Source organism: Bradyrhizobium sp. WSM4873 (assembly GCF_055811355.1).
This window is the reverse complement of sequence record NZ_JBVVPS010000007.1, coordinates 217,370-242,855: the sequence shown is the minus strand read 5'-3', so window position 1 is coordinate 242,855 and position 25,486 is coordinate 217,370. Positions and strand designations below refer to the sequence as shown.

Annotated in this window: 26 protein-coding genes and 1 pseudogene; 10 read left to right on the top strand and 17 right to left on the bottom strand. The window is 64.9% G+C overall.

Translation table 11 applies throughout. The features are described 5' to 3' along the window. Positions 1 to 206 precede the first annotated feature (206 nt). The 4 genes and pseudogenes from AC0L21_RS13485 to AC0L21_RS13470 all read right to left on the bottom strand — a co-directional run. Positions 207 to 1,358, bottom strand: coding sequence for a DegT/DnrJ/EryC1/StrS family aminotransferase (locus AC0L21_RS13485; protein ID WP_473262100.1), 1,152 nt, complete (start codon positions 1,356 to 1,358; stop codon positions 207 to 209). Between the two features lie 32 nt (positions 1,359 to 1,390). Further along, on the bottom strand, positions 1,391 to 2,395 hold the full coding sequence (locus tag AC0L21_RS13480) for a Gfo/Idh/MocA family oxidoreductase (protein ID WP_473262098.1): 1,005 nt from the start codon (positions 2,393 to 2,395) through the stop codon (positions 1,391 to 1,393). Between the two features lie 184 nt (positions 2,396 to 2,579). After that, on the bottom strand, positions 2,580 to 3,992 hold the full coding sequence (locus AC0L21_RS13475) for a mannose-1-phosphate guanylyltransferase/mannose-6-phosphate isomerase (RefSeq protein ID WP_473262096.1): 1,413 nt from the start codon (positions 3,990 to 3,992) through the stop codon (positions 2,580 to 2,582). Between the two features lie 7 nt (positions 3,993 to 3,999). Continuing rightward, positions 4,000 to 4,272: pseudogene (locus AC0L21_RS13470) on the bottom strand (UDP-glucuronate 5-epimerase); the annotation flags it as partial. A 262-nt stretch (positions 4,273 to 4,534) separates the two neighbouring features. Here AC0L21_RS13470 and AC0L21_RS13465 point away from each other — a divergent pair. Both AC0L21_RS13465 and AC0L21_RS13460 read left to right on the top strand, forming a co-directional pair. Further along, positions 4,535 to 5,494, top strand: coding sequence for a lysylphosphatidylglycerol synthase transmembrane domain-containing protein (locus AC0L21_RS13465; RefSeq protein WP_473262094.1), 960 nt, complete (start codon positions 4,535 to 4,537; stop codon positions 5,492 to 5,494). Beyond that, entirely contained in the window at positions 5,491 to 6,510 is a 1,020-nt protein-coding gene (locus AC0L21_RS13460; RefSeq protein WP_473262090.1) for an MraY family glycosyltransferase, read from the top strand. Before AC0L21_RS13465 ends, AC0L21_RS13460 begins: the two co-directional genes overlap by 4 nt. Here AC0L21_RS13460 and AC0L21_RS13455 read toward each other — a convergent pair. The 8 genes from AC0L21_RS13455 to rfaD all read right to left on the bottom strand — a co-directional run bounded on the left by AC0L21_RS13455 (position 6,498) and on the right by rfaD (position 13,651). Beyond that, positions 6,498 to 6,674 (bottom strand): hypothetical protein, encoded by a 177-nt coding sequence (locus tag AC0L21_RS13455; RefSeq protein ID WP_473262086.1) that lies wholly within the window; start codon positions 6,672 to 6,674, stop codon positions 6,498 to 6,500. The genes AC0L21_RS13460 and AC0L21_RS13455 overlap by 13 nt on opposite strands. Beyond that, positions 6,671 to 6,814, bottom strand: a complete 144-nt coding sequence (locus AC0L21_RS13450; protein WP_473262082.1) for a hypothetical protein — start codon at positions 6,812 to 6,814, stop codon at positions 6,671 to 6,673. The genes AC0L21_RS13455 and AC0L21_RS13450 overlap by 4 nt, the downstream gene beginning before the upstream one ends. A gap of 240 nt (positions 6,815 to 7,054) precedes the next feature. Beyond that, positions 7,055 to 7,243, bottom strand: coding sequence for a hypothetical protein (locus tag AC0L21_RS13445; protein ID WP_473262080.1), 189 nt, complete (start codon positions 7,241 to 7,243; stop codon positions 7,055 to 7,057). Positions 7,244 to 7,682: 439 nt separating this feature from the next. Next, entirely contained in the window at positions 7,683 to 7,883 is a 201-nt protein-coding gene (locus tag AC0L21_RS13440; protein ID WP_473262078.1) for a hypothetical protein, read from the bottom strand. Positions 7,884 to 7,885: 2 nt separating this feature from the next. Next, on the bottom strand, positions 7,886 to 9,799 hold the full coding sequence (locus tag AC0L21_RS13435) for an SDR family NAD(P)-dependent oxidoreductase (protein WP_473262076.1): 1,914 nt from the start codon (positions 9,797 to 9,799) through the stop codon (positions 7,886 to 7,888). Between the two features lie 23 nt (positions 9,800 to 9,822). Beyond that, positions 9,823 to 11,178 carry an O-antigen ligase family protein gene (locus AC0L21_RS13430; RefSeq protein WP_473262073.1) on the bottom strand — a complete coding sequence of 452 codons (1,356 nt, stop codon included), beginning with the start codon at positions 11,176 to 11,178 and terminating at the stop codon, positions 9,823 to 9,825. Next, positions 11,175 to 12,659: a D-glycero-beta-D-manno-heptose-7-phosphate kinase gene (gene rfaE1 / locus AC0L21_RS13425; protein WP_473262071.1), complete on the bottom strand. Its 1,485-nt coding sequence runs from the start codon at positions 12,657 to 12,659 to the stop codon at positions 11,175 to 11,177. Before rfaE1 ends, AC0L21_RS13430 begins: the two co-directional genes overlap by 4 nt. 11 nt (positions 12,660 to 12,670) lie before the next feature. Further along, positions 12,671 to 13,651 carry an ADP-glyceromanno-heptose 6-epimerase gene (gene rfaD, locus AC0L21_RS13420; RefSeq protein ID WP_473262067.1) on the bottom strand — a complete coding sequence of 327 codons (981 nt, stop codon included), beginning with the start codon at positions 13,649 to 13,651 and terminating at the stop codon, positions 12,671 to 12,673. Between the two features lie 159 nt (positions 13,652 to 13,810). Between rfaD and waaF the strand changes: the two genes are divergently transcribed. Together waaF and AC0L21_RS13410 are read left to right on the top strand one after the other, a co-directional pair. Beyond that, complete coding sequence (gene waaF, locus AC0L21_RS13415; RefSeq protein ID WP_473262065.1) at positions 13,811 to 14,881, top strand: lipopolysaccharide heptosyltransferase II; 1,071 nt, start codon at positions 13,811 to 13,813, stop codon at positions 14,879 to 14,881. Continuing rightward, on the top strand, positions 14,874 to 15,404 hold the full coding sequence (locus AC0L21_RS13410; RefSeq protein WP_473262063.1) for a D-glycero-alpha-D-manno-heptose-1,7-bisphosphate 7-phosphatase: 531 nt from the start codon (positions 14,874 to 14,876) through the stop codon (positions 15,402 to 15,404). The genes waaF and AC0L21_RS13410 overlap by 8 nt, the downstream gene beginning before the upstream one ends. 222 nt (positions 15,405 to 15,626) lie before the next feature. Here AC0L21_RS13410 and AC0L21_RS13405 read toward each other — a convergent pair whose 3' ends face one another. Beyond that, a complete protein-coding gene (locus AC0L21_RS13405; RefSeq protein WP_473262060.1) occupies positions 15,627 to 16,664 on the bottom strand; it encodes a glycosyltransferase family 4 protein in 1,038 nt (345 codons plus the stop codon). Positions 16,665 to 16,789: 125 nt separating this feature from the next. Here AC0L21_RS13405 and galE point away from each other — a divergent pair, with 125 nt between their 5' ends. The 3 genes from galE (at position 16,790) to AC0L21_RS13390 (ending at position 20,460) form a co-directional block, all read left to right on the top strand. Beyond that, the gene (galE, locus tag AC0L21_RS13400; RefSeq protein WP_007612473.1) at positions 16,790 to 17,803 is read left to right on the top strand and encodes a UDP-glucose 4-epimerase GalE; all 1,014 of its coding nucleotides are present in this window, start codon (positions 16,790 to 16,792) and stop codon (positions 17,801 to 17,803) included. Positions 17,804 to 17,920: 117 nt separating this feature from the next. Further along, positions 17,921 to 19,723, top strand: a complete 1,803-nt coding sequence (locus AC0L21_RS13395) for an ABC transporter ATP-binding protein (RefSeq protein ID WP_473262058.1) — start codon at positions 17,921 to 17,923, stop codon at positions 19,721 to 19,723. 35 nt (positions 19,724 to 19,758) lie between these two features. Beyond that, on the top strand, positions 19,759 to 20,460 hold the full coding sequence (locus tag AC0L21_RS13390; protein ID WP_085383345.1) for a fumarylacetoacetate hydrolase family protein: 702 nt from the start codon (positions 19,759 to 19,761) through the stop codon (positions 20,458 to 20,460). 77 nt (positions 20,461 to 20,537) lie between these two features. Here AC0L21_RS13390 and AC0L21_RS13385 read toward each other — a convergent pair whose 3' ends face one another. Next, positions 20,538 to 20,996 carry a YybH family protein gene (locus AC0L21_RS13385; RefSeq protein WP_473262147.1) on the bottom strand — a complete coding sequence of 153 codons (459 nt, stop codon included), beginning with the start codon at positions 20,994 to 20,996 and terminating at the stop codon, positions 20,538 to 20,540. A gap of 131 nt (positions 20,997 to 21,127) precedes the next feature. On the opposite strand from AC0L21_RS13385, the gene AC0L21_RS13380 reads away from it, so the two are divergent. After that, the gene (locus AC0L21_RS13380; RefSeq protein WP_473262055.1) at positions 21,128 to 21,670 is read left to right on the top strand and encodes a hypothetical protein; all 543 of its coding nucleotides are present in this window, start codon (positions 21,128 to 21,130) and stop codon (positions 21,668 to 21,670) included. A 98-nt stretch (positions 21,671 to 21,768) separates the two neighbouring features. Here AC0L21_RS13380 and AC0L21_RS13375 read toward each other — a convergent pair whose 3' ends face one another. The 3 genes from AC0L21_RS13375 to AC0L21_RS13365 all read right to left on the bottom strand — a co-directional run bounded on the left by AC0L21_RS13375 (position 21,769) and on the right by AC0L21_RS13365 (position 23,286). Further along, entirely contained in the window at positions 21,769 to 21,963 is a 195-nt protein-coding gene (locus AC0L21_RS13375; protein ID WP_473262053.1) for a hypothetical protein, read from the bottom strand. Positions 21,964 to 22,060: 97 nt separating this feature from the next. Next, on the bottom strand, positions 22,061 to 22,216 hold the full coding sequence (locus tag AC0L21_RS13370; protein ID WP_473262050.1) for a hypothetical protein: 156 nt from the start codon (positions 22,214 to 22,216) through the stop codon (positions 22,061 to 22,063). Positions 22,217 to 22,362: 146 nt separating this feature from the next. Beyond that, positions 22,363 to 23,286, bottom strand: a complete 924-nt coding sequence (locus tag AC0L21_RS13365) for a LysR family transcriptional regulator (protein WP_473262048.1) — start codon at positions 23,284 to 23,286, stop codon at positions 22,363 to 22,365. Positions 23,287 to 23,500: 214 nt separating this feature from the next. Here AC0L21_RS13365 and AC0L21_RS13360 point away from each other — a divergent pair, with 214 nt between their 5' ends. Next, a complete protein-coding gene (locus tag AC0L21_RS13360) occupies positions 23,501 to 24,211 on the top strand; it encodes an SDR family NAD(P)-dependent oxidoreductase (protein WP_473262046.1) in 711 nt (236 codons plus the stop codon). A 31-nt stretch (positions 24,212 to 24,242) separates the two neighbouring features. Then, positions 24,243 to 25,478 (top strand): YbfB/YjiJ family MFS transporter, encoded by a 1,236-nt coding sequence (locus AC0L21_RS13355; RefSeq protein ID WP_473262044.1) that lies wholly within the window; start codon positions 24,243 to 24,245, stop codon positions 25,476 to 25,478. Positions 25,479 to 25,486: the final 8 nt, after the last annotated feature.

Below are 25,486 nucleotides of genomic sequence, written 5' to 3'. Positions count from 1 at the left end.
CCTTGCGGGAGAGGGCAGCGCCGCGAGTAGATACAAGCTCATTGGGGTGAGGGGTCTCTCTCCCAGCTTTCGATGCGGAGAGAGACCCCTCACCCGTCTCGCGCTATCGCGATAGCCGATGCGATGCATCGGCGTCCTTAAGAACGGCGGCCGAAAGCCGCCTCTGCCACCCTCTCCCGCAAGGGGAGAGGGTAAGCACGGCGAAATCAGGTTGAAAGCGCGCCGCGTACGGCGGCGATGATTCGCTCCTGATCGGCTTCGGTCAGGTAGGCGTGCATCGGCAGGCTGATGACGTCCTGCGACAGGCTCTCGCAGCCCGACAGGCCGCCCTCGGCGACCGGGTACTGCTTGTAGGCCGTCTGCTGATGCATCGACTTGCCGTAGTAGATCGCCGTCGGCACGCCCTGGGCTTTCAGCGCGGCGGCAAAGCCGTCGCGGTCGGTGCCCTCAGGGAGGCGGATCGTGTACTGCGCCCAGACCGACGTATTGCCGGGAGCCACGCGCGGCACGGTGACCACATTGCTGAGACCGCGCGCGTAGCGCTCGGCGACCTTGTTACGGGCGGCGATCTCGTCGTCGAAGATCTTCAGCTTCTCGATCAGGATCGCGGCCTGCATGGTGTCGAGCCGGCCGGTCAGGCCGAGGCGGACGTTGTCGTATTTGTCGACGCCCTGCCCGTGCACGCGGATGCTGCGCAGCGTCGCCGCGAGCTCGTCGTCATCGGTGAAGATCGCGCCGCCGTCACCGAAGCAACCGAGCGGTTTTGCGGGAAAGAAGCTGGTCGCGGTGGCGAGCGCCAGGGTGCCGAGCTTGCGGCCCTTGTAGCTCGCGCCGAAGCCCTGGGCTGCGTCATCGAGCACGAACAGGCCTTCGGCCTTGGCGATTTCGGCGATGACGTCGTGATCGGCCGGCTGGCCGAACAAATCGACGGGAATGATCGCGACCGGCTTGAGGCCGGCCTTGCGGGCGGTCGCGATGCCGCGCTTGAGCGATTCCGGGCTCATGTTGAAGGTGGCTTCGTCGACGTCGACATAAACCGGCGTCGCGCCGGTCCGCGCCACCGGCGAAGCCGTCGCGATGAAGGTGAAGGACGGACACAGCACGGCGTCGCCGGGCCCAACATTCTTCGCCATCATCACCATCAGGATCGCATCGGTGCCGCTGGCGCAGCCGATCACGTGCTTGGCGCCGCAATAGGCCGCAAGCTGCTTCTCGAGCTCGGCGACTTCAGGGCCGTTGACGAACTGACAATGGTCGAGAACGCGCTTCACGGCTGCATCGAGCGAGTCGCCGAGCCGGCGGCGCTGCGAGGCAACGTCGATGAAGGGAATGGGTTCGGAACGCAGATGCTGGTTCATGGAGCCTTCTTGGCTGGTCGACATGGAAGAGTTCAGCCGGCAACGCGGCGCGGACCCTTGCGGGCAGACGACGAGGCCGCCGGCCGCGACGGCGTCTCCAGGCACTGCGTGGCGATCTCGAGGCTGGCGACGCCTTCATCGCCCGTGACCGCCGGCGTCTCGCCGTTGCGCACGGCCTTGAGGAACGCGATCAGCTCGGCGCGGAGCGGCTCGTCATGGCCGACCGGCAGATGCCGCATCGAATAGCTGCCGTCAGGCTTGAAGCCGAAGCATTCGGTGACCTGGCGCGTCAGGAGATCGCCCATCACGTATTTGCCGCGGGTCGCGACCGTGACGCTGCGCGCCTTGAACGGCGTCAGCCAGTTGGTGTTGATGTGCGCGAGCACGCCGCTGGCGGTGCGGAACTGCAAGAGCGCGATGTCCTCGCGTTCGGCGACCGCGCTCGACAATTGCGGCTGCACCTCGACGATGTCGGACTCGGTAAACCAGCGGATCAGATCGATGTCGTGCACGGCGAGATCGATGACGACGCCGACATTGGACATGCGCGGGGGGAACGGGCCGACGCGCGTGATCGCGATCGACAGAATATCCTCGCCCGCGATCGCCTGCTTGACGGCGGCGACCGCCGGATTGAAGCGCTCGACATGGCCGACCATCAGCGTCACGCCGGCTTTTTGCGCAGCCGTGACGATCTCGCGGCCTTCCGCGACCGTGGACGCAATCGGCTTCTCGACCAGCACGTGGATGTTCTTAGCGATGCAGGCGAGTGAGACCTCGTGATGCAGATGGGTCGGCGCCGCGATGGTGACGGCATCGACGCCTTCGGCCAGCAGCTGGTCGAGCGTCTCAAAGCTCGCGCAATTGGCAAGCTCCATCGCCCGAGTGCGATGTGCCGGCGAAGGATCGACGACGCCGACGAGGTTGACGCCGGGAAGACCCGCGAGCACGCGCGCGTGGTTGCTGCCCATCACACCGGCGCCAATGACGCCAACGCGCAAGCCGGCCTTTGCCGGTGCCGATCCTGTGGAACTCATTTGAGCAAACCCCGATTCAACGCAAATTCCCGAGGCGCTTCTAGCACGGCCGCCACATTTGTGGCGAATGCGGAGCTAGCGGTCCGGACACGATTTGATTCAAAAAGTTACACGTTTCCCGGGCCTTAAGCCTCTGAAAGAGACCACTCTTTTGGCCCGGGTCGCATGATTCGGAGTGTGCTGGTTACGACCTTTGGTAGTCGTCTTCAATGCGGATGATGTCGTCTTCCCCGAGATAGCTTCCCGTCTGGACCTCGATCAGCTCCAGCATGATTTTACCGGGGTTCTCCATCCGGTGCACCGCGCCCATCGGGATGTAGATCGACTCGTTCTCGTGCACGCTTTTGACGGTCTCGTTGACGGTGACGCGGGCGGTGCCGCGGACCACGATCCAGTGCTCGGCGCGATGATGGTGCTTCTGCAGCGACAGACGCCCGCCCGGCTTGACCACGATGCGCTTGACCTGGTGGCGCTCGCCATTGTCGACCGACTGGTAGCTGCCCCAGGGCCGATGCACCTTGAGATGTTCCTCGGTGACCTTCGGCGCGACCGTCTTGAGTTTTGTGACCAGCCGCTTGAGCCCGTTGGCATCCTTCTGGCGCGAGACCAGAACCGCATCGGCAGTCGCAACCACGATAAGATCGTCGACGCCTTCGAGTGCGACCAGCGCAGAGTCTGTGGTGACGTTGCAGTTGCGGGAATCCTCGAACACGGCGGTGCCATGCGAAGCATTGCCTTGCGCGTCCTTGTCCGACAATTCCCACACCGCGTGCCAGGAGCCGACGTCGGACCAGCCGCACGACACCGGCACGACAGCGGCGCGCGCGGTCTTCTCCATCACCGCATAGTCGATCGAGATCGCCTTGGCCGCGCCGAACGCCTCGGGCTCCAGCGTCACGAAGCCGAGATCGCGGCCGGCATTGCTCACGGCATTGGAAATCGCCTCCACGCTCGCCGCATCGACCTTGCGGTATTCGTCCAGCAATACACTGGCCGGGAACATGAAGTTGCCGCTGTTCCAGAGATAGCCGGAATTGACGTAGTCGGCGGCCTTCGCCGCATCCGGCTTCTCGACGAAGCGCGCGACCGCGTGCACCTCGCCGGAGATCACCTCGCCCGGGCTGATATAGCCGTATTCGGTCGCCGGCCGCTCCGGCTTGACGCCGAAGGTGACGATGCGCCCGGCACTCGCGGCGGTGAGACCTTCACGACACGCCGCGACGAAGGCGGCATTGTCCTGCACCACGTGGTCGGCGGCGAGCGCGAGCACGATCGCCTCACTCGCGCGGTTCTGCGCGAACACCGCGCCGGCTGCAATCGCAGGGCCGGAATCGCGCCGCATCGGCTCGAGGATCACGTCGGCCTCGATGCCGATCTCGGCGAGCTGCTCCAGCACCATGAAGCGGTAGGACGCATTGGTGATGACGATCGGGCGATCGAACAGCGAGGCCTCCGAGACGCGCAACAGCGTGTCCTGGAAGGTCGAACGGGTGCCGAACAGCGGCAGGAACTGCTTGGGGCGCACCTCGCGCGAAGCCGGCCACAGCCGCGTTCCGGCACCGCCGCACATGATCAGGGGGATAATGCGTTTGTCCATCGTCATCTCAAACCTTGAAGCCGTTCCGATACCAGGTGACAAAATTACGAACTCCGTGCGCGATCGGCGTTGACGGTGCAAAGCCGGTGTCGCGCATCAGATCCTCGACATCCGCGAACGTTTCCAAAAGGTCTCTCGGCAGCAATTCTTTGATCGCCGTCCGACCCCCGCCCCTGCTCCAGAATCCGACGACATGCATCAGCTCTTCCGGATGGTGGTTGCCGACATTGTAGACCTTAGACGGCGCATTTGCGGCAGCCGGGTCATCGGCGGGCATCAAGCCGATGAAATTGGCGGCGCCCGTGACCAAAATCGCCTGATCCCTCATCCTGTTCCCAAGGTCTGCTTCGCCCGATCCGTGCTCGATCTTTCGCCTGCGGCGCCTCTTTAGCCTCCGCATCGACGGGGTCGCAATAGCACCGCTGCCCCCATGAGGGCGCTCGATCACCGCTATTGCAAGATCGACGCCAAAACCATACCAAAGCGGCCGAATTCGGCGCCTCGCGTCGGGTTGCTTCAAAACCCTTGTTCATGCGGGCGAAATGCGCCGAATCCTGCTGTCGACGGCCAAGATCCTGATTTCCGGAGCGCTGCTCTACTTGGCGCTGCGCAAGGTCGATCTGTCCGAACTGTTTTCGCGCTTCACCGTGACCAGCCTGTTCTGGATCGGCTTGGCGATCGCCGTCACGTTCTTGCAAATCTTCGTCGGCGTGTTGCGCTGGCGCGAGGTCAGCGCCGCATGCGGCGCCCCGCTCGAGCTCGGCCGGGCCATGCGCTACAACGTGATCGGATCGTTCTTCAACCAGACCCTGCCCTCGGCGATCGGCGGCGATGCGGTCCGGCTGTGGCTCGTCGCGCGCACCGGCGCCGGCTGGCGCGCTGCGACCTACTCGATCTTCGTCGATCGCGCGATCGGTTTGATCGCGCTCGCGATCATCATCGTCGCGAGCCTGCCCTGGAGCTACAGCCTCATCGCCGATCCACACGGGCGCTCGGCGCTGCTGCTCGTCGACCTCGCGGCGCTCGCGGGTGGTCTCGGCTTCCTGGTCTTCGGCGCGCTGAAATGGCACTGGCTGAGAACCTGGTGGGCCACGCATCACATCCACGCCTGTGCCGTGATCGCCAACCGCGTGATCTTCAGCCGCTCGCGCGGACCGGCCGTCGTGATCCTGTCGCTCGCCGTGCATGTGCTGGCCGTCGTGGTCGCCTGGTGCGTCGTGCAGTCGATCGCGGCGCCGGTCGGCTTCAGCGACGTCTTTATGCTGGTGCCGCCGGTGATGCTGATCACGATGATGCCGATCTCGATCGCCGGTTGGGGCGTGCGTGAAGCGACCATGGGCCTCGCGTTCGGCTTCGCGGGGCTGGCCGCCAACGAGGGGGTCAACGTCTCGCTGCTGTTCGGCGCCGTGTACTTCATCGTCGGCGCGATCGGCGGCCTGGTCTGGATCCTCAGCGCGGAGAAAGCCGCGCAGGGATCGGCGCCGCTCGGGGTGCCGGAGTGAACGGGGCCGTTGACGCGCTCGGCGCCGTACCCTCGCTGCTTGCCGTTGCGATTGCCGCGCTGGTGTCGGGCGTCATCACCTGGACCAGCCGTCCCCTGCTCCAGCGTTACGCATTGGCGCGGCCCAACGCGCGGTCCTCTCATCGCATCCCGATCCCGCAGGGTGCGGGCATCGCCGTGATATCAGCGACGCTGCTGGTCGCATCAGCTTGGGCAGCCTGGGCGAACATCGCGATTCCGCCGGCGCTGATCGCTGCAACGGTCTTGATCGCCGTGGTCGGATTCGCCGACGATATCAAGTCGCTGCCGGTGCTCGTGCGTCTCGTGCTGCAGGCCGCAGCTGTCGGCGCCGTCGTGTTCACCACGCCCGAGAACGCGCGCATCGTGCCGGCGCTGCCGCTCGCGCTGGAGCGCGGACTCATCCTGCTGGCGGGCGTGTGGTTCGTGAACCTCGTCAATTTCATGGACGGGCTCGACCTGATGACGGTGGCGGAAGTGGTGCCCGTCACCGCCGCGCTGCTGCTGCTGGGACTGCTCGGCGATTTGTCGTGGCCGGCCGCGCTGATCGCCGCGGCGCTGTGCGGCGCCATGCTCGGCTTTGCGCCGTTCAACAAGCCGGTCGCAAAAGTCTTCCTGGGCGATGTCGGCAGCCTGCCGATCGGCCTTTTGCTCGGCTGGTGCCTGCTCGAGCTCGCCTGGCGCGGGCAGCCCGCCGCGGCGCTGTTGCTGCCGGCCTATTACCTCGTGGATTCCACCATCACGCTGTTCCGGCGCATCGCAAGGCGCGAGCAATTCTGGTCGGCGCATCGCTCGCATTTCTACCAGCGCGCCACCGACAATGGTTTCACGGTCCCGCGGGTGATTGGCGAGGTCTTCGCTCTCAATCTCGTGCTTGCCCTGCTTGCCGTTGTCACGATTCGTGCTAGTGCGACGGCGATCACGATCGCAGCGGCGTTGGCCGGTGCAATCGCAGTCGGATTCGTGCTGCGACGATTCGCGCGGCCTCAGGCGTCCTGAACCGTCAGTGCGAGGCGCGGGCGTTCGTCGAGCGTAACCTGCGGTAGTGCGAATGCCTTGGCGCTGCGCCACGGAGCAGCGCCAGGGCCGATCACCGAGATCTTCATGTCGCTTTCGTTCGCGGGCTGCGCAATGCGCCCGAACGACCGTCTTCGCGCGCTCATCGTTGCTCCGCCATTTCGGGGTTGCGCAACAATTCCTCGATCAGGGCGGCATAGGCGTTCATCGCTGTGGTCCGATCGAATCTCGCTGCGGCCTTGAGCGCGCGCTCCGCCATGCCACGGTCGCCGGCACTGAAGGCCATACGGATCACTGCGGTCAGGTGGTCGGAACGGCCCGGCGGCACGACCAGCCGAGCCCGCTTTCCACGACAGTCAGCGCGGCCTCCCCCTCGGGTTCGGAGACCAGTACGACGGGACGACCAACCGCCAGCAAATTGTAGAAGCGGCTCGGCACCGACCCCCGGCGACGTCCTTTCGATACGGAATGATCCAGAAGTCGGCGGCCGGCAGAAACGTCTCGAGCTCAACATCCTCGACGCGCGCTACAAAGGAGGCATTGGGCAGGTTCGAGGCCCCCGCAACCGTTTCAAGCGCTCGAAGCCGATGCCCCAGCCGGAGAGCAGGAAGTGAATGTCCGGTACGTCCCTCAGGAAGCGGGCCGCCTCGAACACGATCTCCGGATCGCGCGTGAAGCCGAGATTTCCGGACAGGTCGACGACGAAGCGGGCCACAAGCTTCTTGCGAAATGGATTGTCCTCTGTCGCCGGCCGAAGGGCGGCAACGAGTGTCGCCCAGTTCGGGATGAAACGGATCTTGTTTCGCCTAATGCCGCGATAGCTCTGCAGCGGCCGCTCCGCATCGCGGCCGATGGTGATAACGGCATTGCGCGCGGAACTTCAGGGCGTTGGCAGCGCGCATCGCTCGGGTCACGATCGAACCGAGCTGCAGAATCCCCGCCGTGACGAGCACGTCGGGGAACAGGTCGTGCAGGATCAGCGCCGAGCGCGCGCTTCAGCCTTGTCGCCGCCGCGACCGCGTAGAGCAGCATGAACGGTGCGGTGACGGTAAGCACGACGTCACCGGGCCGCAGCTCGCGCATCAACGCAAAGAAAGATGCGCGTGACGAACAGCAGTTCGGCCGCGCCGCGACGCAGCAGCGCCGCCTTCCGGTCATGCGGTTCTTGATGGCGACGATGCGCGGCTTGCCCGGTCCAGACTGCGAGGACGGCAACACGCCGGGCGAGCCGACAGCACGACGACCTTGTGCTCGCCGGCGAGACGGTAGGCGATCTCGGCCATGATCGCCGCTGTCGTGCTGGGATCCGGTGGATAGTGCTGGCTCGCGACGACGATCTTGCCTTCGGATTGCATGGTCAGGCCGCGGTCGACCCGAATTCCGGAATCGCATCCTTCAGGATGGTCCTGATGGTGGCCCGATCGTCGCGCGCGATCGCCTGCTCCAGCGCCGCAATCCAATTGCGCAGCGTCTGCATCGGCGGCTCGTTCGGCTGCGCGGCCATGATGCCGGCGACGCCGATCTCGCGGGTCGGCTCCTCGGAGGCGAACAGGATTTCGTGCAGGCGTTCGCCGGGCCGCATGCCCGTGAACACGATTTCGATGTCGTAGCCGGGTTGCAGGCCCGAGAGACGGATCATGCGCTCGGCAAGATCGACGATCTTCACCGGCTGGCCCATGTTGAGCACGTAGACCGACACGTCCGAACGCTGCGTTCCGAGCGCATGCGTTGCCGCCGTGATGACGAGATCGCAGGCTTCGCGGATGGTCATGAAGTAGCGGACCATGTCGGGATGCGTGACCGTCACGGGACCGCCGGCATCGATCTGGGCCTTGAACTTCGGCACCACCGAGCCGTTCGACGCCAGCACGTTGCCGAACCGAACCGAGATCAGCCGCATCGACCGCCTGGCGCCGCCGTGACCCGCCGCAAGATCATGGTCGAGCGCCTGGCAATACATCTCGGCGAAGCGCTTGGTCAGGCCGAGCATCGACACCGGCTCGATCGCCTTGTCGGTCGAGATCATCACCATGGCTTCGGCGCCGGCACTGTGCGCGGCGTCGGCAACGTTGATCGAGCCGAAGATGTTGGTCTTGACGCCCTCGCTCCAGTCGCGCTCGAGGATCGGCACATGCTTGAGCGCGGCGGCATGGAACACGATGTCCGGCTTGAACTCGGCCATCAGGCGCATGATGCGCTCACGGTCGCGGATGTCGGCGATCCGCCCTTCGATCGAAGCAGCGGTGCCGAGCGCCGCGAGCGTTTCCGTGATCGCGTAGAGCGCCGGTTCGGAATTTTCCACGATCAAAAGGCGCGCGGCGCCGAACGCAACGACACGCTCGCAGATCTCGGAACCGATCGAGCCGCCCCCGCCGGTGACGATCACCGCCTTGCCCTCGATCAGGGCCTCGAGCCGCGCATAGTCGATCTTTTCGCTCGGCCGCAGCAGCAGGTCCTCGACGGCGACGGCCGTGAGTCGTGGCGTATCGCCACTCTCGAGCGAGGGCATGCGGCTCACGATCACGCCGAGCTTGCGCGCCCGCATCAGGATCGATTCGGGATGGGCCTCCGGCTCGAATGCCGTCGGCGTCATCACGACGCGAGCGATCCCCTTGCCGCGCTTGGTGAAGTCGGCGACGACATCCTCGATGTCGTCGACGCCGCCCAGGACAGGGACGTTGCGGATGGACTGGCCGCGATCGGAACTCGACGGCGAGAGCACACCGACCGGCCAGATGTGCTTGATCGCCCCGCTCTCGATTCCGCGCAACAGCACCTCGGCATCCGCGGCGCGGCCGATCAGCAGCGTCGGCGCGGCATCTCCGGTGCGGGCGTGACGCCGCACCCGCGTATAGCGGAAATAGCGGTACGCCATGCGCAACGCGCTGAGGAAGGTGATCTCGAGGAACCAGTAGAGGACGATGGTCACCTTGCCGAGGAGGAAGGCGCCGCGGACGTTGGGAGCGACGAAGATGTAGTCGAGCACCAGGAGTGCAACCGTGAGCACGGTCGCGACGCGCATGATGTTCAGCGCGTCGGGGAGCGAGATGAAGCGCCATTTCGTCGTGGTCAGGTTGAAGACGAAGAACACGACCACGCTGAAGGCGAGGAAATAGGGTAGGATCTGGATCAGCAGCGGCATGCGATCGAAGAAGCCGTCGCCGCCCTCGAAGCGCACATAAAAGGCGGCAAACAGCGCCGCCGTGGTCGCCAGCAGGTCGTGGAGCGCGATCAGGAGATTGCGCAAAGTAAGATGCGAGAGCCGCCTCACGACCGATGAAAATCCAGTTAGGTTCAACCTGACCGCGCTGATAGCCCATCTCGGCAAGAGTTGCCAGTCAGGCCTTGCCGGCCGCGCGGTGGCTCAGGAACCGTTTTCCCCCACCTTCGCCTCGCCGCGCCGGCCTGGATCACTATGCCGCCGGCAACGCCAACACCGATAACGTACATCCAGCCCTCGTGGAAGTCGAACAGATGGGAGTTGAATAGGGAGGTGAAGACGTTCTGGATCACGACCAGCAGGCCGATCCAGTTGGCAAGGCCATGGCCGCGAAACAACAGCAGGTGCGCGATCCAGATCGTGTAGAGAACCGCGATGCCGATGGCGCCCCATTGCACGGCGGCATGCAGCGTCTGGTTATGCGGATTCGGAAAGACCCTGACCCCCTGGACCCATTTCTCGCCCTTGGAAACGTTCTCGAACAGCTCATAACCGGACCCCGTGCCGTGCCCTGCGACTGGAGCTTGCGCAAAAAAATGAATTGAATTTTGCCAGTACACAAGTCGCTCGCCCATGGAGGTCGGGACCTTCTGCTGTGTGAAAAGCCGATAGTCCCTGGAAAACGTGTCCGCGGTCTTGCGCAATTGCGGCGAGGCCTGCCAGGCGAGTGCGGCACCAGCGAGCAGGACGGCGGAGATGATTGCGATGCTGCGCCGGGTCAGGTGCAGCAACGCGAACACAGCGACCATGATCGGTACGGTGAGGAGCGCGGTACGGGACACCACCACGAAGGCCATATTGACGAAGAAGCTGAGCGCCAGGGCCGTCAACACCCCCGCAAACCAGTAGCGTTTGTCGCGCAGCAGCGTCACGACTGGATAGGCCAGCGCGATCGCGCAGAGGGTAAATTCCTGGCTCTGGTCGATGTAGTTCTTGACGAAGATGCCACGCTCGAGCGGATCACCGGGTTTCAGCGACAGGCCGGGGTAGAAGGCCACCAGCCACGACATCACGGACAGCAACGCACAGGATACCAGGAAGGCGATGAAGACCCAGTTCCCGCGCGCCGAACGCTCGAAATGATACAGCAGGATGGGAATCACGAGCAGCTTGACGGTCGGGCCGACGGCATAGAAGCGCGTGCCCCACGCGACATCCGACCACAGCGTTCCCACCAGCGCGAGCAGGAACAGCGCGATCGGCGCTGCGGAGATCGGGCGCTTCAGCGACTGCAGGAATGCCCTGACATCGAGGAAGGGCACCATGCAGATCAGCATCAGAACATTGAAGATCGCCGCAAGCGACGTCGACCATGGCAGCGAGGCCGCGGTCAGGATCGCGAACAGATCGACCGTCTCAGACCACGCCGCCCGACTGCGCAGACGCCGCCACAGCACCTGGCCGGTCGTCTCCCCGGTGAGCGTCGTCACTTGCCCTCTCCCCGCGCGCGATGAACCAGCGCGGTCGTGCTGAAGCCCTGGAGAATGTCGACCAGCACCACCGTCCCGCCGGCGGCCTCAACGACCTCGTGACCGACCACCTGCTCGCGGGTGTAATCGCCCCCCTTGACCAGCGCGCTCGGCTTGATGCGGGTGATCAGGTCGATCGGCGTATCCTCATCGAAAATAACCACGAGATCGACGGCTTCGAGTGCCGCCAGCACCTCCGCACGCGCTCGCTCGTCCTGAACGGGGCGGTCGGCGCCCTTCAGCCGCCGCACCGAGGCGTCGCTGTTGAGGCCCACGATCAGGCGGTCGCAGGCGGAGCGCGCCGCTGTCAGCACCTTGACGTGGCCGGGATGCAGGATGTCGAAGCAGCCATTGGTGAAGCCGACGCGCTGGCCTTGCTTCTTCCATTCCGCGAGCTGCGCGTCGAGCGCGCCGGGCTCGAGCACGATCTTCTCTTCGGCCGCGAGATAGGCATGCGGCAATATCTTTCGCTTCAGCTCGGCCGCACTCACGCTTGCGGTGCCCTGCTTGCCGACGGCGACGGCGGCCGCGGCACTGGCCATGCGCAGCGCCGTGTCCCAGTCCGCGCCGGTGGCGAGCGACACCGCGAGCGCCGCCGCAACGGTGTCGCCGGCGCCGGAGACGTCGCGCACCTTGACGGGAAACGCCGGGACGTGAACGGCCTCGCCGTTGCGCGGCACGAGCGTCATCCCGTGCTCGCCTTGGGTGACCAGGATCGCCTCGCAATCGGCGAGCCGCATCACGTCCTCGCTGGCATCGACGATGCTCTGCGGCGTGTCGGCGCGGCTTCGGGTCGCTTCCGAAAACTCCTTGCGATTGGGCGTGAGCAGCGTCGCGCCGCGATAGATCGCCCAGTTCAGGCTTTTGGGGTCGACGATCACGGGCTTGCCGAGTTTTCGCGCGGCGTCGATGGTGTGGCGGATGACGCGGGCGGTCAGCACGCCCTTGGCGTAGTCGGACAGCAGCACGATGTCGGCGCGCGCGATCTGCGGCAGGATCGCTTCGATCAGCTTGGTTTCGATCGTATCGGAAGCAGGCTGTGCCTGCTCCCAATCCGCACGCAGCATGTGCGTGGAGAAATGCTCGGAGACGAAACGGACTTTTCGCGTGGTCGGACGCGAGGGATCGCACACCAGCAGGCTTTCGATTGCGCCCTGCTCCGCAAGCGTCGAGGCGAGCTGCTTGCCCGCATCGTCCTCGCCGACGAGGCCGACGAAGATGCAGCGCGCGCCGAGCGCGGCGACGTTGCGCGCGACATTGCCGGCACCGCCGACATGGATCTCGCTGCGCTGTGCCGCGATGACCGGCGCCGGCGCTTCCGGCGATATCCGCGACACCTCGCCATAGACGAACTCGTCCAGCATGATGTCGCCGATGCACAGGACCGTGCGGCCTGAGATGGCTTGCGCGAGGGCATCGAAATCGAGAATGGGCGTCGGCATGGTGATGGGCCTCAGCGGAAGCGGTCGGGCCGGTCGAGATAATCCCCGACATAGGCCTTCACTGCGTCCTCGAGCGTCGTGAAGCCGCCATTATAGCCGGCGCGGTGGAGGCGATCGACCTCGCTCTGGGTGAAGTACTGGTAGCTGCCGCGGATCTGCTCGGGCATGTCGATGTATTCGATGTTGGGCTTGGCGCCGAGCGCGGCATAAGCCGCCAGCATCAGATCCCTGAAGCTGCGCGCCTTGCCGGTGCCGACGTTGAAGATGCCGGACACCGAGGGGGTTGCCAGCAACCACATGATCACGCGCACGACGTCGTCGACATAGATGAAATCGCGGCGCTGGTCGCCGTCCGCGATGCCCTCGCGATGCGACTTGAACAATTGCACGACGCGGCCCGCTTTGACGTCGTCGAAGCGGCGCGCCAGCACGCTCATCATCGAGCCCTTGTGGTATTCGTTGGGGCCGAACACGTTGAAGAATTTCAGCCCGGCCCATTGCGGCGGCAGCTTCTCGCCCTTCGCTGCGCGCTCGGCGACGGCGAGATCGAACAGGTGCTTGCTCCAGCCGTAGAGATTCATCGGCCGCAGTTTCTTCAGCGCGGCGACCGAGGCGTCGTCGTCAAATCCTGCCTCGCCGTCGCCATAGGTCGCCGCCGAGGAGGCGTAGATCAACGGCACCGCATTTGCCGTGCACCAGTCCAGGAGGCGCATCGACAGGCGGAAATTGGTCTCGAACACCAGGTCGCCGTCGGTCGCAGTGGTCGCGGAAATCGCCCCGAGATGGATCACAGCATCGAGCTTGCGATCCTTCAACCAGTCCGGCAGTTCAGCCGGCGGCACGATATCCACAAGCTGCCGCTTGGCGAGGTTGCGCCATTTGCCCTCGGTGCCAAGGAAATCGCAGACGACGACATCGCTGCGGCCGGCCTCGTTCAGCGCGGCGACGACATTCGATCCGATAAAACCGGCCCCGCCGGTCACCAGCAACATTTCACCTAGCCTGCCCGATGTTTTGCGACCCGATCTTGCCCTAGCGCATGATCCTCCAAAGTGTAAGCGGTTTTGGGATAGCCGCTCAGCCGGCTTTACCTGCCGGCCCGGAGCGGCTAACCGAACCGCCACATCAGCGCACCCCGGCTCTATTAACGAATGAACCTAGATTCGCAACTTAGTGGCGAGACAGATCGGGGCGACACGCGGCCGATCCTGATCGTCCCCTACATGTGGATCGGCGATTTCGTCCGGAATCACACCGTCGTCCGGGTCCTCAATGAGCGCTGGCCGAACCGGCCGGTCGATCTGCTCACGACCTCCCTGTGTGCGCCTCTGGTCGACTACATGCCCGGCGTGCGCGATGCGATCGTCTGGGACCTGCCGCGCGGCCGGCTCGCCGTGGGCCGCCAGCTCGGCCTGGCGAAGCTCCTGCGCGAGCGGAACTACGGCACCGCCCTGGTGCTGCCCCGGACCTGGAAGGCCGCCATCGCGCCCGCTTTGGCCGGGATTCCGGAAAGGGTCGGCTTCGTCGGCGAATTCCGGTTCGGCCTGCTCAACCGCTGGCGCTGGGGCGAAAAGAAGCTGCCCCGCTTCATCGACAAGAACGCCGCCCTCGCCCAGCCCGATGGCGCCCCGCTGCCGCCGGAATGGCCGGTGCCGCAATTGCGGGTCCCGGCCGAGGACATCGTCCGCTGGCGGCAGGCCAATGGCCTGAGCACCGGCGCCGCTGTGGCCCTGGCTCCAGGCTCGGTCGGCGCTTCAAAGCGCTGGACCTATTATCCGGAGGCCGCCCGCCTGCTCGCCGAGCGCGGCCTCGAGGTCTGGGTTGTCGGCGGCCCTGGGGAAAAGGGCCTGGCCCAGGAGATCGTCGGGGCCGGCGGCGCCGGGGTCCGGGACCTCACCGGCAACGATCTGCGCAACGGCGTGCTGGCCATGGCTGCGGCCGGCGTTGCGATCTCCAACGATTCCGGCCTGATGCACATCGCAGCCGCCCTGGGCACGCCGACCATGGGCATCTTCGGCCCGACCAGCCCCTATCTCTGGGCCCCCCTCAACGGCCTCGCCGCGACCGTGGTGCAGGACAAAAGCGTGCTGTCCTGCCAGCCCTGCCAGAGCACGATCTGCAAGATGAACGACCACCGCTGCATGCGAGATATCGCGGCGCAAGACGTGGTCGAGATCGCAAGAGACGTGCTGGCGAGGACGCAGGGACTTGGAAATGTCTGACGGCCGCGCGGCGAAGCCCGCCGCATTCCTCGATCGCGACGGCGTCATCAACCGTGAAGATGGCTATATCGGCACGCAAGACCGCATCCGCTGGATGCCCAACGTTGCCAGGGCCATTCGCCGCCTCAACGAGGCCGGCTATTGGGTATTCGTCTTCACCAACCAGTCCGGCGTCGCGCGCGGCCTCTTCACCGACGCCGACGTGAACCGGCTGCACGGCTGGATGTGCGCCGAGCTCGCCCGTGACAGCGCGCGGATCGATGACATCCGCTTCTGTCCATACCATCCGCAAGGAACGGTCGCCGGCTACATCGGAGAGCATGATTGGCGCAAGCCCGCACCCGGTATGTTGCACGATCTCATCCAGCACTGGCCGGTGCAACTCGACGGAAGCTTCGTAATCGGAGATCAGGCTCGGGACATCGAGGCCGGCAAGGCGCTTGGACTGCCGGGCTTTCTCTTTCCAGGCGGCGACCTCGACGCATTCGTGACCGAGGTGCTCGCCCGGACCAAGCGACCGTAGACCGCGGCGATCCGGCGGGACATCGAGCCGAGAAAGAACGTCAACGGGTGCCGTGCCGGAGTGTATCCTAGGGGGTCGCGCACAATCTACAATGCCATCTACTTGCAGTGTCTCGTCCGACGGCTCAAACAAGTTCGAAAATCCGCATTTGCATTGCGCAGGCCGCCAAGCCATGGATTCCGCTGCCCGACTAGTGCATGGGCATATATTTTCTCCGCTCGCTCAGAGCAGTGGCCGATAGACCTCACCGATCCGGGCTGCCTCGGCATCGAGGCTGAATCGTTCGAGCACCCGTGCCCGCCCGCGCTCACCCATAGCGTTCGCGGCGGCCACGTCACGCATCAACGGCTCCAGCGCTGCAGCCAGTGCATCCGCATCACCGGTCGGGATCAGCACGCCGGTCACGCCATCCTCCACCACGAGTTCGGCCGCGCCGGCGCGCGCGGCGACCAGCGCGCTGCCGGCCGCCATCGCCTCGATCAAGGTCAGGCCAAAACCTTCGTTGCGTGAGGTGAAGGCGTAGATGGTCAGCCGCTGATACCAGCGCTGCACGTCTTCGATCGGCAGTTCGCCAGTGATGACGATGCGCGATTGCAGGCCGGCGGCCTCGATCCGCTTCTTCAGGTCGTTTGCGAAAACGGTTTGCTCGGGCGTGACCTGACCGACGATGATTGCGGTGAAATCCGGATAGCGGGGCAGCAAGCGGCACATCGCATCGACGAACACATCGGTGCCCTTCTGCGCACGTACACGGCCGAAGCAGCCGATCGCGTAGCGGCCCGGCAGCGCGGCTTCCGCGAAGGCCGCAGCGCGATCCGCCGGCGGCGCATAGACGGCGGTGTCGACGCCATGCGGGATCACCGTCGCCTTCACTTTCAGGAACGAGGCCGAAAGATCCGATGTCGCGATGATCGCGTCCATGCGCCGGATCAGCCAGCGCGTGATCCAGCTATGGTGCCGCTGTGCCGCCGAGGTGAAGACCAGTTTCAGCGGCCAGCCGAGCGCGCGCAACAGCACGCCCGCGATCATCTCGTTGTTGCGGCGCGCGTGCCAGATCACCGGCGCCTTGCGGCGCCACAATCTCAGCAGATCGGCACTGCCCAGGCGCGCGATCCCCTCCGGCGCGTCGGAGCCGAACCACGCGGCGCGATAGAGCTTTGCCAGCCGCGGCGCCACCATCCGGTTGGTCGCTGTGACCCCGGAATAGCGCCTGTGCAGATTTGGCACGATCACTTCGAGATCGCTCGGGAAATTCGCCACGCCACGCTCCGTTTCGAAAGTCCCTATACGCAACATTAAGCATAGTGACCAGTTCAGCCGCGCCGATACCCACTCTTCACCACGTAAACGTTAGCTTGGAGCGTTGATCGAAGACGGGTGAGGTCATGACTGTGCTTGTCACCGGCGGTGCCGGCTATATCGGAAGCCACACGGTTCTGGCGCTGGCGGAAGCCGGCGAGGACGTCGTCGTGATCGACGATCTCTCCACCGGTTTCTCCGCCTATCTGCCCGAAGGCGTGCCGCTGTTCATTGGCGATGCCGGCGACGAGAACCTGCTCGAAGGCGTGATCGCCCAGCACAACATCGAGAGCATCATCCATTTCGCGGGGTCGGTGGTCGTGCCGGATTCGATGCGCGATCCGCTCGGCTATTACCGCAACAATTTCACGACCGCGCGCAACCTGCTCAACGTCGCGGTCAAGCGCGGCATCGACCGCTTCATCTTCTCCTCGACCGCGGCGGTCTACGGCGATCCGGACCAGGTGCCGGTGCCCGAGCATGCACCGACACGGCCGCTGTCGCCCTACGGTTCGTCGAAGCTGATGACCGAGATCATGCTGCACGACGTCGCCGCCGCCTACGGCATGCAATACGTGACCCTGCGCTATTTCAATGTTGCGGGTGCCGATCCGCAGGCCCGCATCGGCCTTGCCACCGTCGGCGCCACGCACCTGCTCAAGATCGCGGTGGAAGCCGCGACCGGCCAGCGCGCCAAGATCGACGTGTTCGGCACCGACTATCCGACCCAGGACGGCAGCTGCATCCGCGACTTCATCCATGTCACGGACCTGTCGCAGGCGCATCGCTCGGCACTCGCCTATTTGCGCAACGGCGGCGCCTCGACGACGCTCAATTGCGGCTATGGCCGCGGCTACTCGGTGCTGGAGACCATCGACGCGGTACGCCGTGTCTCGGGCCGCAGCTTCGCCGTGCAATACGCCCCGCGCCGGCCCGGCGACATCATGACCATGGTCGCCGACACCAGCCGCATCCGCGGCCTGCTCGACTGGAAGCCGCAATACGACGACCTCGAGACCATCGCGGCGCACGCGCTGGCCTGGGAGGACAAGCTGTTCCGCGAGCGTCACGGCGAGCTCCGCCACGCCGCCTCGGCCTAGATTCCATTCCAGCGCAAGCCCTTAATTGGGCTTGAAAAGCGCCGGCTTAGCGGGCACAGAGGCCGTTCGATCCCTGACGCGCGGGCAGGCTTTCCTTGCGCCGTCAATGGACTACGGATGGCCCAGTTTCCAAAGAAAATCACTGACGATCCCTATGCGGCAGCGGTCCTGATTCGCCGCCTGGTCACGGAACAGGGGATCATCTACTGGCGGCGCTATCTCGTCGCCTTCGCGCTGATGGCGCTTGCCGCGGGATCGACCGCGGGCGCGACCTACGTGCTTGGCCAGGTCATCAACCAAGCCTATGTCGACAAGAACATCCCGGGCATCGCGATGTTCTCGGGCATCACGGTGATCCTGCTCTTCATCAAGGGCGTGGCGACTTACGGCCACATGGTGATCCTGACCAAGATCTCCAACGCGATCCTCGCCACCAACCAGCGCCAGCTGTTCGCCAAGCTGATGCGCGAGAGCGTCGGATTCTTCTCCGAGCGGCATTCGTCGGAATTTCTGGCGCGGCTGACGGCCGGCGCAAAGTCCATCACCGACGTCCTCAACATGCTGGTCAATGCGGTCGGGCGCGACCTCATGATGCTGCTCGCCATGATCGGCGTGATGGTGTGGCAGGATCCGGTGATGTCGTTCATCGGCCTCGTCGCGGTGCCGCCGGCGATGCTGGTGCTGCGCAAGCTGGTCAAGCGCATCAAGGGCCTCGCCTACAACCAGTTCACCGGCACCGCCGACATCCTGGAGACGATGCAGGAGTCGCTGCAGGGCATCCGCACGGTGAAAGCTTTCACGCTCGAAGACACCATGCAGAACCGCATCGACGAGAATATCGCGATCGTCGAGCGCAACGCCAACAAGATGGCCCGCGTCGCCAACCGCTCCAATCCGCTGATGGAGATGCTCGGCGGCTTCGCGGTCGCTGGCTGTTTGCTTTACGGCGGCTATAGCGTGGTCGCGCTCAACGCCACGCCCGGCGCGTTCTTTTCCTTCATGACCGCCTTCCTGATGGCGACCGAGCCGGCCAAGCGGCTGGCGCGGCTCAACATCGACCTCAACAGCCAGCTCGTCGGCGCCCGCATGCTGCTAGAAGTCGTCGACAGCCCCGCGAGCGAACACTCCGACGACGACAAGCCGGCGCTGAAACTCTCGAACGCACGCATCGAGCTGCGCGATGTCAGCTTCTCCTATCGCAACGGTGAGACCGTCCTCAACCGCATGAGCTTTGTTGCCGAGCCCGGCAACGTCACCGCGCTGGTCGGCCCCTCCGGCGGCGGCAAATCGACCGTGCTGGGGTTGCTGCTGCGCTTCTACGAGGTGACGCAAGGCGACATCGTGATCGACGGCCAGTCGATCGGCGCCGTCTCGCGAAAATCGCTGCGGGCTCAGACCGCCTATGTCGGCCAGGACGTCTACCTGTTCCGCGACACCATCCGCAACAACATCGCCTTCGGCCGCGCGGGCGCGACCGAAGAACAAATCATCGATGCTGCGAAAGCAGCCTGCGCGCATGATTTCATCATGGGCTTCCCGCTCGGCTACGACACGCCCGTCGGCGAGCACGGCACGCAGCTGTCCGGGGGCCAGCGCCAGCGCATCGCGGTCGCGCGCGCGCTGATCAAGAACGCGCCGATCATCCTGCTCGACGAAGCCACCGCCGCGCTCGATTCCGAGTCCGAGCGGCAGGTGCAGGAGGCGATCGAGCATCTCTGCCAGAACCGCACCACCATCGTGATCGCGCATCGCCTGCACACCATCATGCACGCCGATGCGATCCTCGTGGTCGAGGGCGGCGAGATCGTCGAGCAAGGCCGGCATGACGAGCTGCTCCGCCGCGGCGGGCGCTACGCCTCGTTCTTCCGCCTGCAGCATCACGACGCCGGCGCTCTGGCGCCGATCAGCGCAACCGCATAGAGTTCCCTTCACCTCAAGAGCAGCGAGATCGCACCATGAACGCCGCCTCCTACGTCATCCCGCTTCCGACCCAGGCTTCACTTCCCGTCGTCGGGGAAAGCGGCCGATATCCCGTGCGCCGCATCTGGTGCGTCGGTCGCAACTATCTCGAGCACATCCGCGAGATGGGCAATGACGAGCGCGCCCCGCCGTTCTTCTTCGCCAAGCACGCCGACATGCTGGTGCCCGACGGCGCCACCATTCCCTATCCGCCCCTAACCAAGGATTTGCATCACGAGGTCGAGCTGATCGTCGCGATGAAAAGCGGCGGCCTCAACATTCCCGCCGACAAGGCGCTCGACCATGTCTACGGCTATGCCGTCGGCATCGACTTGACCCGCCGCGACCTCCAGATCGCCTCGCGCAAGAAGGAGCGTCCGTGGGAGGTCGGCAAGTCGTTCGACTATTCGGCGCCTTGCTCCGCGGTGCAACCAGCATCGAAGATCGGCCATCCCGCCAAGGGCAAGATCTGGCTCACGGTCAACGGCAAGGAAGCGCAGAAGGGCGACCTCACCGAGCTGATCTGGAACGTGCCCGAGATCATCTGGCAGCTCTCGCAGCAGGTGAAGCTCGCCGCCGGCGACATCATCATGACGGGCACGCCGGCCGGCGTGTCGCAGCTCCAGCCCGGCGACAAGCTCGAATGCGGCGTCGACGGCGTCGGCACGCTGAAGGTCTCGATCGGCCAACCCGAGTAAGGCTCACGGCGGCTCTAACGAAGAAGGCCCCGGGCATGTCCGGGGCCTTTTGCATTTCGCTGGCGGACGATGCCGATCTACCAGGCCTTCACCGGCCGATCGGCGTGGCTTGCCTGCGGAACACCGCGATTGAGCGACATGTGGGAATGCACGCACAGCCAACCATCGCCATGTCTTGAAAACACCATCGTGGCCCGGCCGGGGCGCGGAAACGCGCTGCCGTCGGGATGATAGCCCGTGCTCGTCCACGGCACGATCACGGTCGCCATCGTGCCATCGGACGATGCCAGGATCGAGGCCTGGTCGATGACGAAACGGAAGTCGGCCGTCTTGGGCCAGACGTTGTCCCATTGCGTGGCGACCCATTGGTCGAGGCCGGGAATGACGTCGTTGTGTGTTCCGAAGGCCAGCACATCCGGATGGAAGAGCGGCCGCGCCGAAGCATAGTCGACCTCGCGGACATAGCCCGCGAAGGTCTCCAGCCAGTGACGAAAGAACTGCGTGATCTCGGCATTCGCGGTCGGCAAGGAGGCCATCGCCTGCTCCATGTTCGGCAACTCAATCGTGGCAATCTTTGTTGCCATGAGGCGAACCGTCCAGCAAGATATGTGGAGAGCACCGGTGGAGATCGATCGACGAACCGGGCCGATTTCATGGAGCCAAACTCATGAGACGCCTTCTCCTGCTCGCAGCCACGCTTATCGTCTCGTGCAACGTTGCCAGCGCGCAGTCCGGTCAGCCCTATGCCGGCCTAGAGCAGCGCCCCATCAAGGCGCTATCGCACCAGCAGATCGACGATCTTCGAGCCGGACGTGGCATGGGCCTGGCGCTTGCCGCCGAGCTCAACGGATATCCCGGTCCGAGCCATGTTCTTGAGTTCGGTGACTGGCTTGACTTGACCGCGGATCAGCGCATCCAGGTTCAGCGCCTGTTCGAGGCCATGAAGCAAGAGGCGGTCCCGCTGGGCAACAAGCTGGTCGAGCAGGAAACGGAGCTGGACCGGCTTTTCTCTGCCCGCGTCGTGACATCGGAGTCACTCAAGGCGACCCTCGTTGCCATTTCGGAAACCCAGGCACTGCTCCGCGAAAGCCACCTCAAATATCATCTGTCGACAACCGCCTTGCTCGATCAGAGCCAGATGCAGCGATACGCGGAGCTGCGAGGTTACCAACGCCCCGATAGCTCGGAAGGACACAAGCACCATCACTAGACGCGGTCATCGCAGCGCCGACAGCACGATGAGGCCGAGGATCAGCGCCGTCAGCCAATATTTCAGCGTGTAGCAGACGTTGCGTTCCATTCCTTGACCTAGCGGCTCGCAAGATGGATCTCGTGGAGCTTGCCGAATACCTTGTTGAGCAGGCCGACGCTCTCGCCGTCGACGTTCTGCGTTGCAACCACATCAATCTCGGCGACAGCACCGAGAAACTGATGGCGCAGTTCGGCGGCCCCTTCCATGTCGGGCCGAGCGGGCTGGAGAAGACCGAGCTCTGGACCTATCACCCATGGCCCTTCTCATTCGAAGTGCAGGCGGACCGTGTGTCGTCAATCCGGATCAGCGATCCCGACCGTCCAGTAAATAGATTGTGCGGAGCCCTGGTCACGCGTGTGACAGGGCCTGGAGACCCTTGAAGGTCAGGCGCTTGGGGTCGGTGACGCCGGCGAGATACAGGCGGCGGATAAACGCGATGACGGCGTCGCGGTCGCAATCGGTCAACGCGACGACGGCGTCGACCGCGATTCTCTGGGCTTCCATTGGGCTCACCTCGGCCTTGCAAGTAACCCCGGCCGAGACAGGCTAGGACTCCGCGGTTAATCCGGCGTTAACCGTTCGGGCAACATGGCTGATTCAGCCTAGCGGCCGTATACGCAAAACAACGCATTGCCCGTGCGCGCAGCGGCTCACCGCGCAGTGATGCCCTTCTTGAGCCGAGCAAACTGCTTCTTCAGCCGCGGCACCGCAAAGTCCGTGAAGGTCCGCACCTTCGGCACCGAGAGCCGGCCCTGCGGACAGATCAAATGCGCGGGCATCTCGGGATCCTCGTCGCCGGGCAGCACGATCTCGAGCTCGCCGCGCGCGACCTGCTCACCCACCTGGTACGAATACATTCGCGCCACCCCGCGGCCGGCGACGGCCGAGGCCACCGCCGCATAGGTGCTGTTGACGACAAGGCGCGGCGTGAACTGTACCGTGCGGGCTGCCGACGACCCGGCCTGCGGTGCAAAGGTCCAGGAATTGGGAAGATGGGCCATCGCGACGATCTGATGCTTGGCGAGATCGCCGGGCTCGGTGATGCGCGGGTGCTGCTTCAGATAGCGCGGTGATGCCACCACGACGCGGCTGATCTCGCCGACCCGCATCGCGACCATCGCTGAATCTGCGAGATGGCCGATGCGGAGCGCGACGTCGACCCCCTCCTCAATCAGATTGACCGCGCGATCGAACAGCAGGAGTTTTGCCGACACGGTCGGATAGGCATCGAGAAACGCATCGAGGATCGGCCGCAGCACCATCTCACCCGACACCACCGGGGCAGTGATCGTGAGCAAGCCGCGGGGCGCCGTGCGCGGTCCGGCCGCGATGTCGTCGGCCTCCTCCAACTCGGTGAGCACGCGCCTGCAGACCGCGACATAGCGCTCGCCCTCCTCGCTCAGCTTGATGGAACGTGTGGTCCGGTGCAGCAGCTCGGCACCGACCCGCTGCTCCAGGAAAGCAATGGCGCGGCTGACCGCCGCCGGCGAACGGCCAAGCTTGCGGCCCGCAGCCGCAAGGCTGCCCTCGTCCACCGCAAGGACAAACACCTTCATCGCATCCAGACGATCCATGCGTTTCCCGCCAGCCCATCGAGCTCCGAATGCAAGCTAGGCGTTCGCTCCCGCTGCGACAACCACTGCCGAGCGCCGGTCCGGCATTCGTTCGCGCCGCGAAAGAGTGTCTGCCGGACAGCGCATATTCGCAGCCGGCCCGCTGCGGCGTACCTCATCCGCCAAGCCAGCCGTCGCTGGCACAGGTTCTGAAAGCGTACAACAGGAGCCCATCATGGGTATCGAACAGAAGGTTGCCATCATCACCGGTGCTTCGCAGGGTATCGGTGCCGCCCTGGTCCAGGGTTTTCGCGATCGAAACTATCGCGTCGTCGCGACAGCGCGCTCCATCAAGCCGTCGGGCGATGACGATGTCATCGCCATTGCCGGCGACATCGCCGACCGGAACACCGCCGAGCGCGTGGTCTCGCAAGCCGTCGCCCGCTTCGGCCGCGTCGACACGCTGGTCAATAACGCCGGCATTTTTGTCGCAAAGCCGTTCACGCAGTACACGGCAGAGGACTATGCGGCGGTGATGGGTACCAACGTCGCGGGCTTCTTCCACGTCACGCAGCTCGCCATCGCCGAGATGGAGAAGCAGGGGTCCGGCCACGTTGTCCAGATCACAACCACGCTGGTCGACCAGGCCAATTCGAACGTGCCCTCGGTGCTGGCCTCGCTGAGCAAGGGCGGGTTGAGCGCCGCGACCAAGTCGCTCGCGATCGAATATGCCAAGCGCGGTATCCGCGTGAACGCGGTGTCGCCCGGCATCATCAAGTCGCCGATGCATCCCGTCGCGACGCACGCCCAGCTCGATGCGCTGCATCCTGTCGGCCATATGGGCGAGATGTCCGACGTCGTCGACGCAGTGCTCTATCTCGAGGGCGCCTCCTTCGTCACCGGCGAAATCCTGCATGTCGACGGCGGCCAGAGCGCGGGCCACTGAACGCTAGCGCCTTCGCGCGCACGAGGACGACATGACCGACGCAGATGCCAAGCAGCAAGTTCATCCCCGACCGCATCAGCGGTCGGGTTCGACATCAGAGATTTCTTCACAGCAAAACTGGCGATATGCGGTAGCCGGATTGTCAGCATCGCTGGTCGGACTTGGCCTCGCGCGCTTTTCCTACACGCCGCTGATCCCGGCCCTGATCGCCGCAAAATGGTTCGACCCGTCCGACGTCGTCTATCTCGGTGCAGCGAACCTGGCCGGCTATCTCGCCGGCGCGCTCGCGGCGCGGACAGTGGCCGCGCGCATCGGCGCCGTTTGCGCTTTGCGGGCGATGATGTTGCTCGCGACCCTCTCTTTCTTTGCCAGCTCAACCCCGGTGTCCTTCACCTGGTTTTTCGCCTGGCGCTTCCTGTCGGGGCTCACCGGCGGAATCATCATGGTGCTGGCGGCCTCCGTCATTCTGCCCCATACCTCGGCCGCGAAGCGCGGCGTGGTCGGCGGCGTGATCTTTGCCGGTGTCGGGCTCGGTGTCGCCGCATCGGGCACGCTGGTGCCGCTATTGCTGCAGCAAGGCTTGCAACAGAGTTGGTATGGTCTTGGCGTGGTCTCGGGCACGCTCACGCTGGTGAGCTGGTGGAACTGGCCTGCCGAGGCCAAGACCGATACCGTGTCATCGCGGCGGGCGAAGCACGCTTCGCCCGCCATTCGCGGCTTGCTCGTCCAATACGGCCTCAACGCGGTGGCGCTGGTGCCGCACATGGTCTTCATCGTCGATTTCGTCGCGCGCGGCCTCGGCCAAGGTATTGCCGCGGGATCGCACTACTGGGTGCTCTACGGCCTTGGCGCAATCGTCGGCCCCCTGGTCACCGGTCATCTCGGCGATCGCGCTGGGTTTGGACCCGCGCTACGCGCCGCCTTCCTGATCGAAGCGGCCGCCGTGTTCCTCCCGACCGTCAGTACCGCGCCTCTCTCGCTGATCGTGTCGAGCGTGGTGGTCGGCGGCTTCACACCCGGCATCGTACCGCTCGTGCTCGGACGTATCCATGAGCTGGTCCCCCATTCTGCCGAGCAGCAGCGCAGGACGTGGAGCCATGCCACGACCAGCTTTGCGCTGTTCCAGGCGGCCGCGGCCTACGGCTTCTCCTGGATCTATGCGCAGACCGGCGGCGATTATCTCGTCCTGTTCGCGCTGGGCGGTGGCGCCGTGGTGCTCGCACTGGCGATTGATCTTGCCCTGCCGCTTACCACGCGCAAGGCTTAGAACGCCGA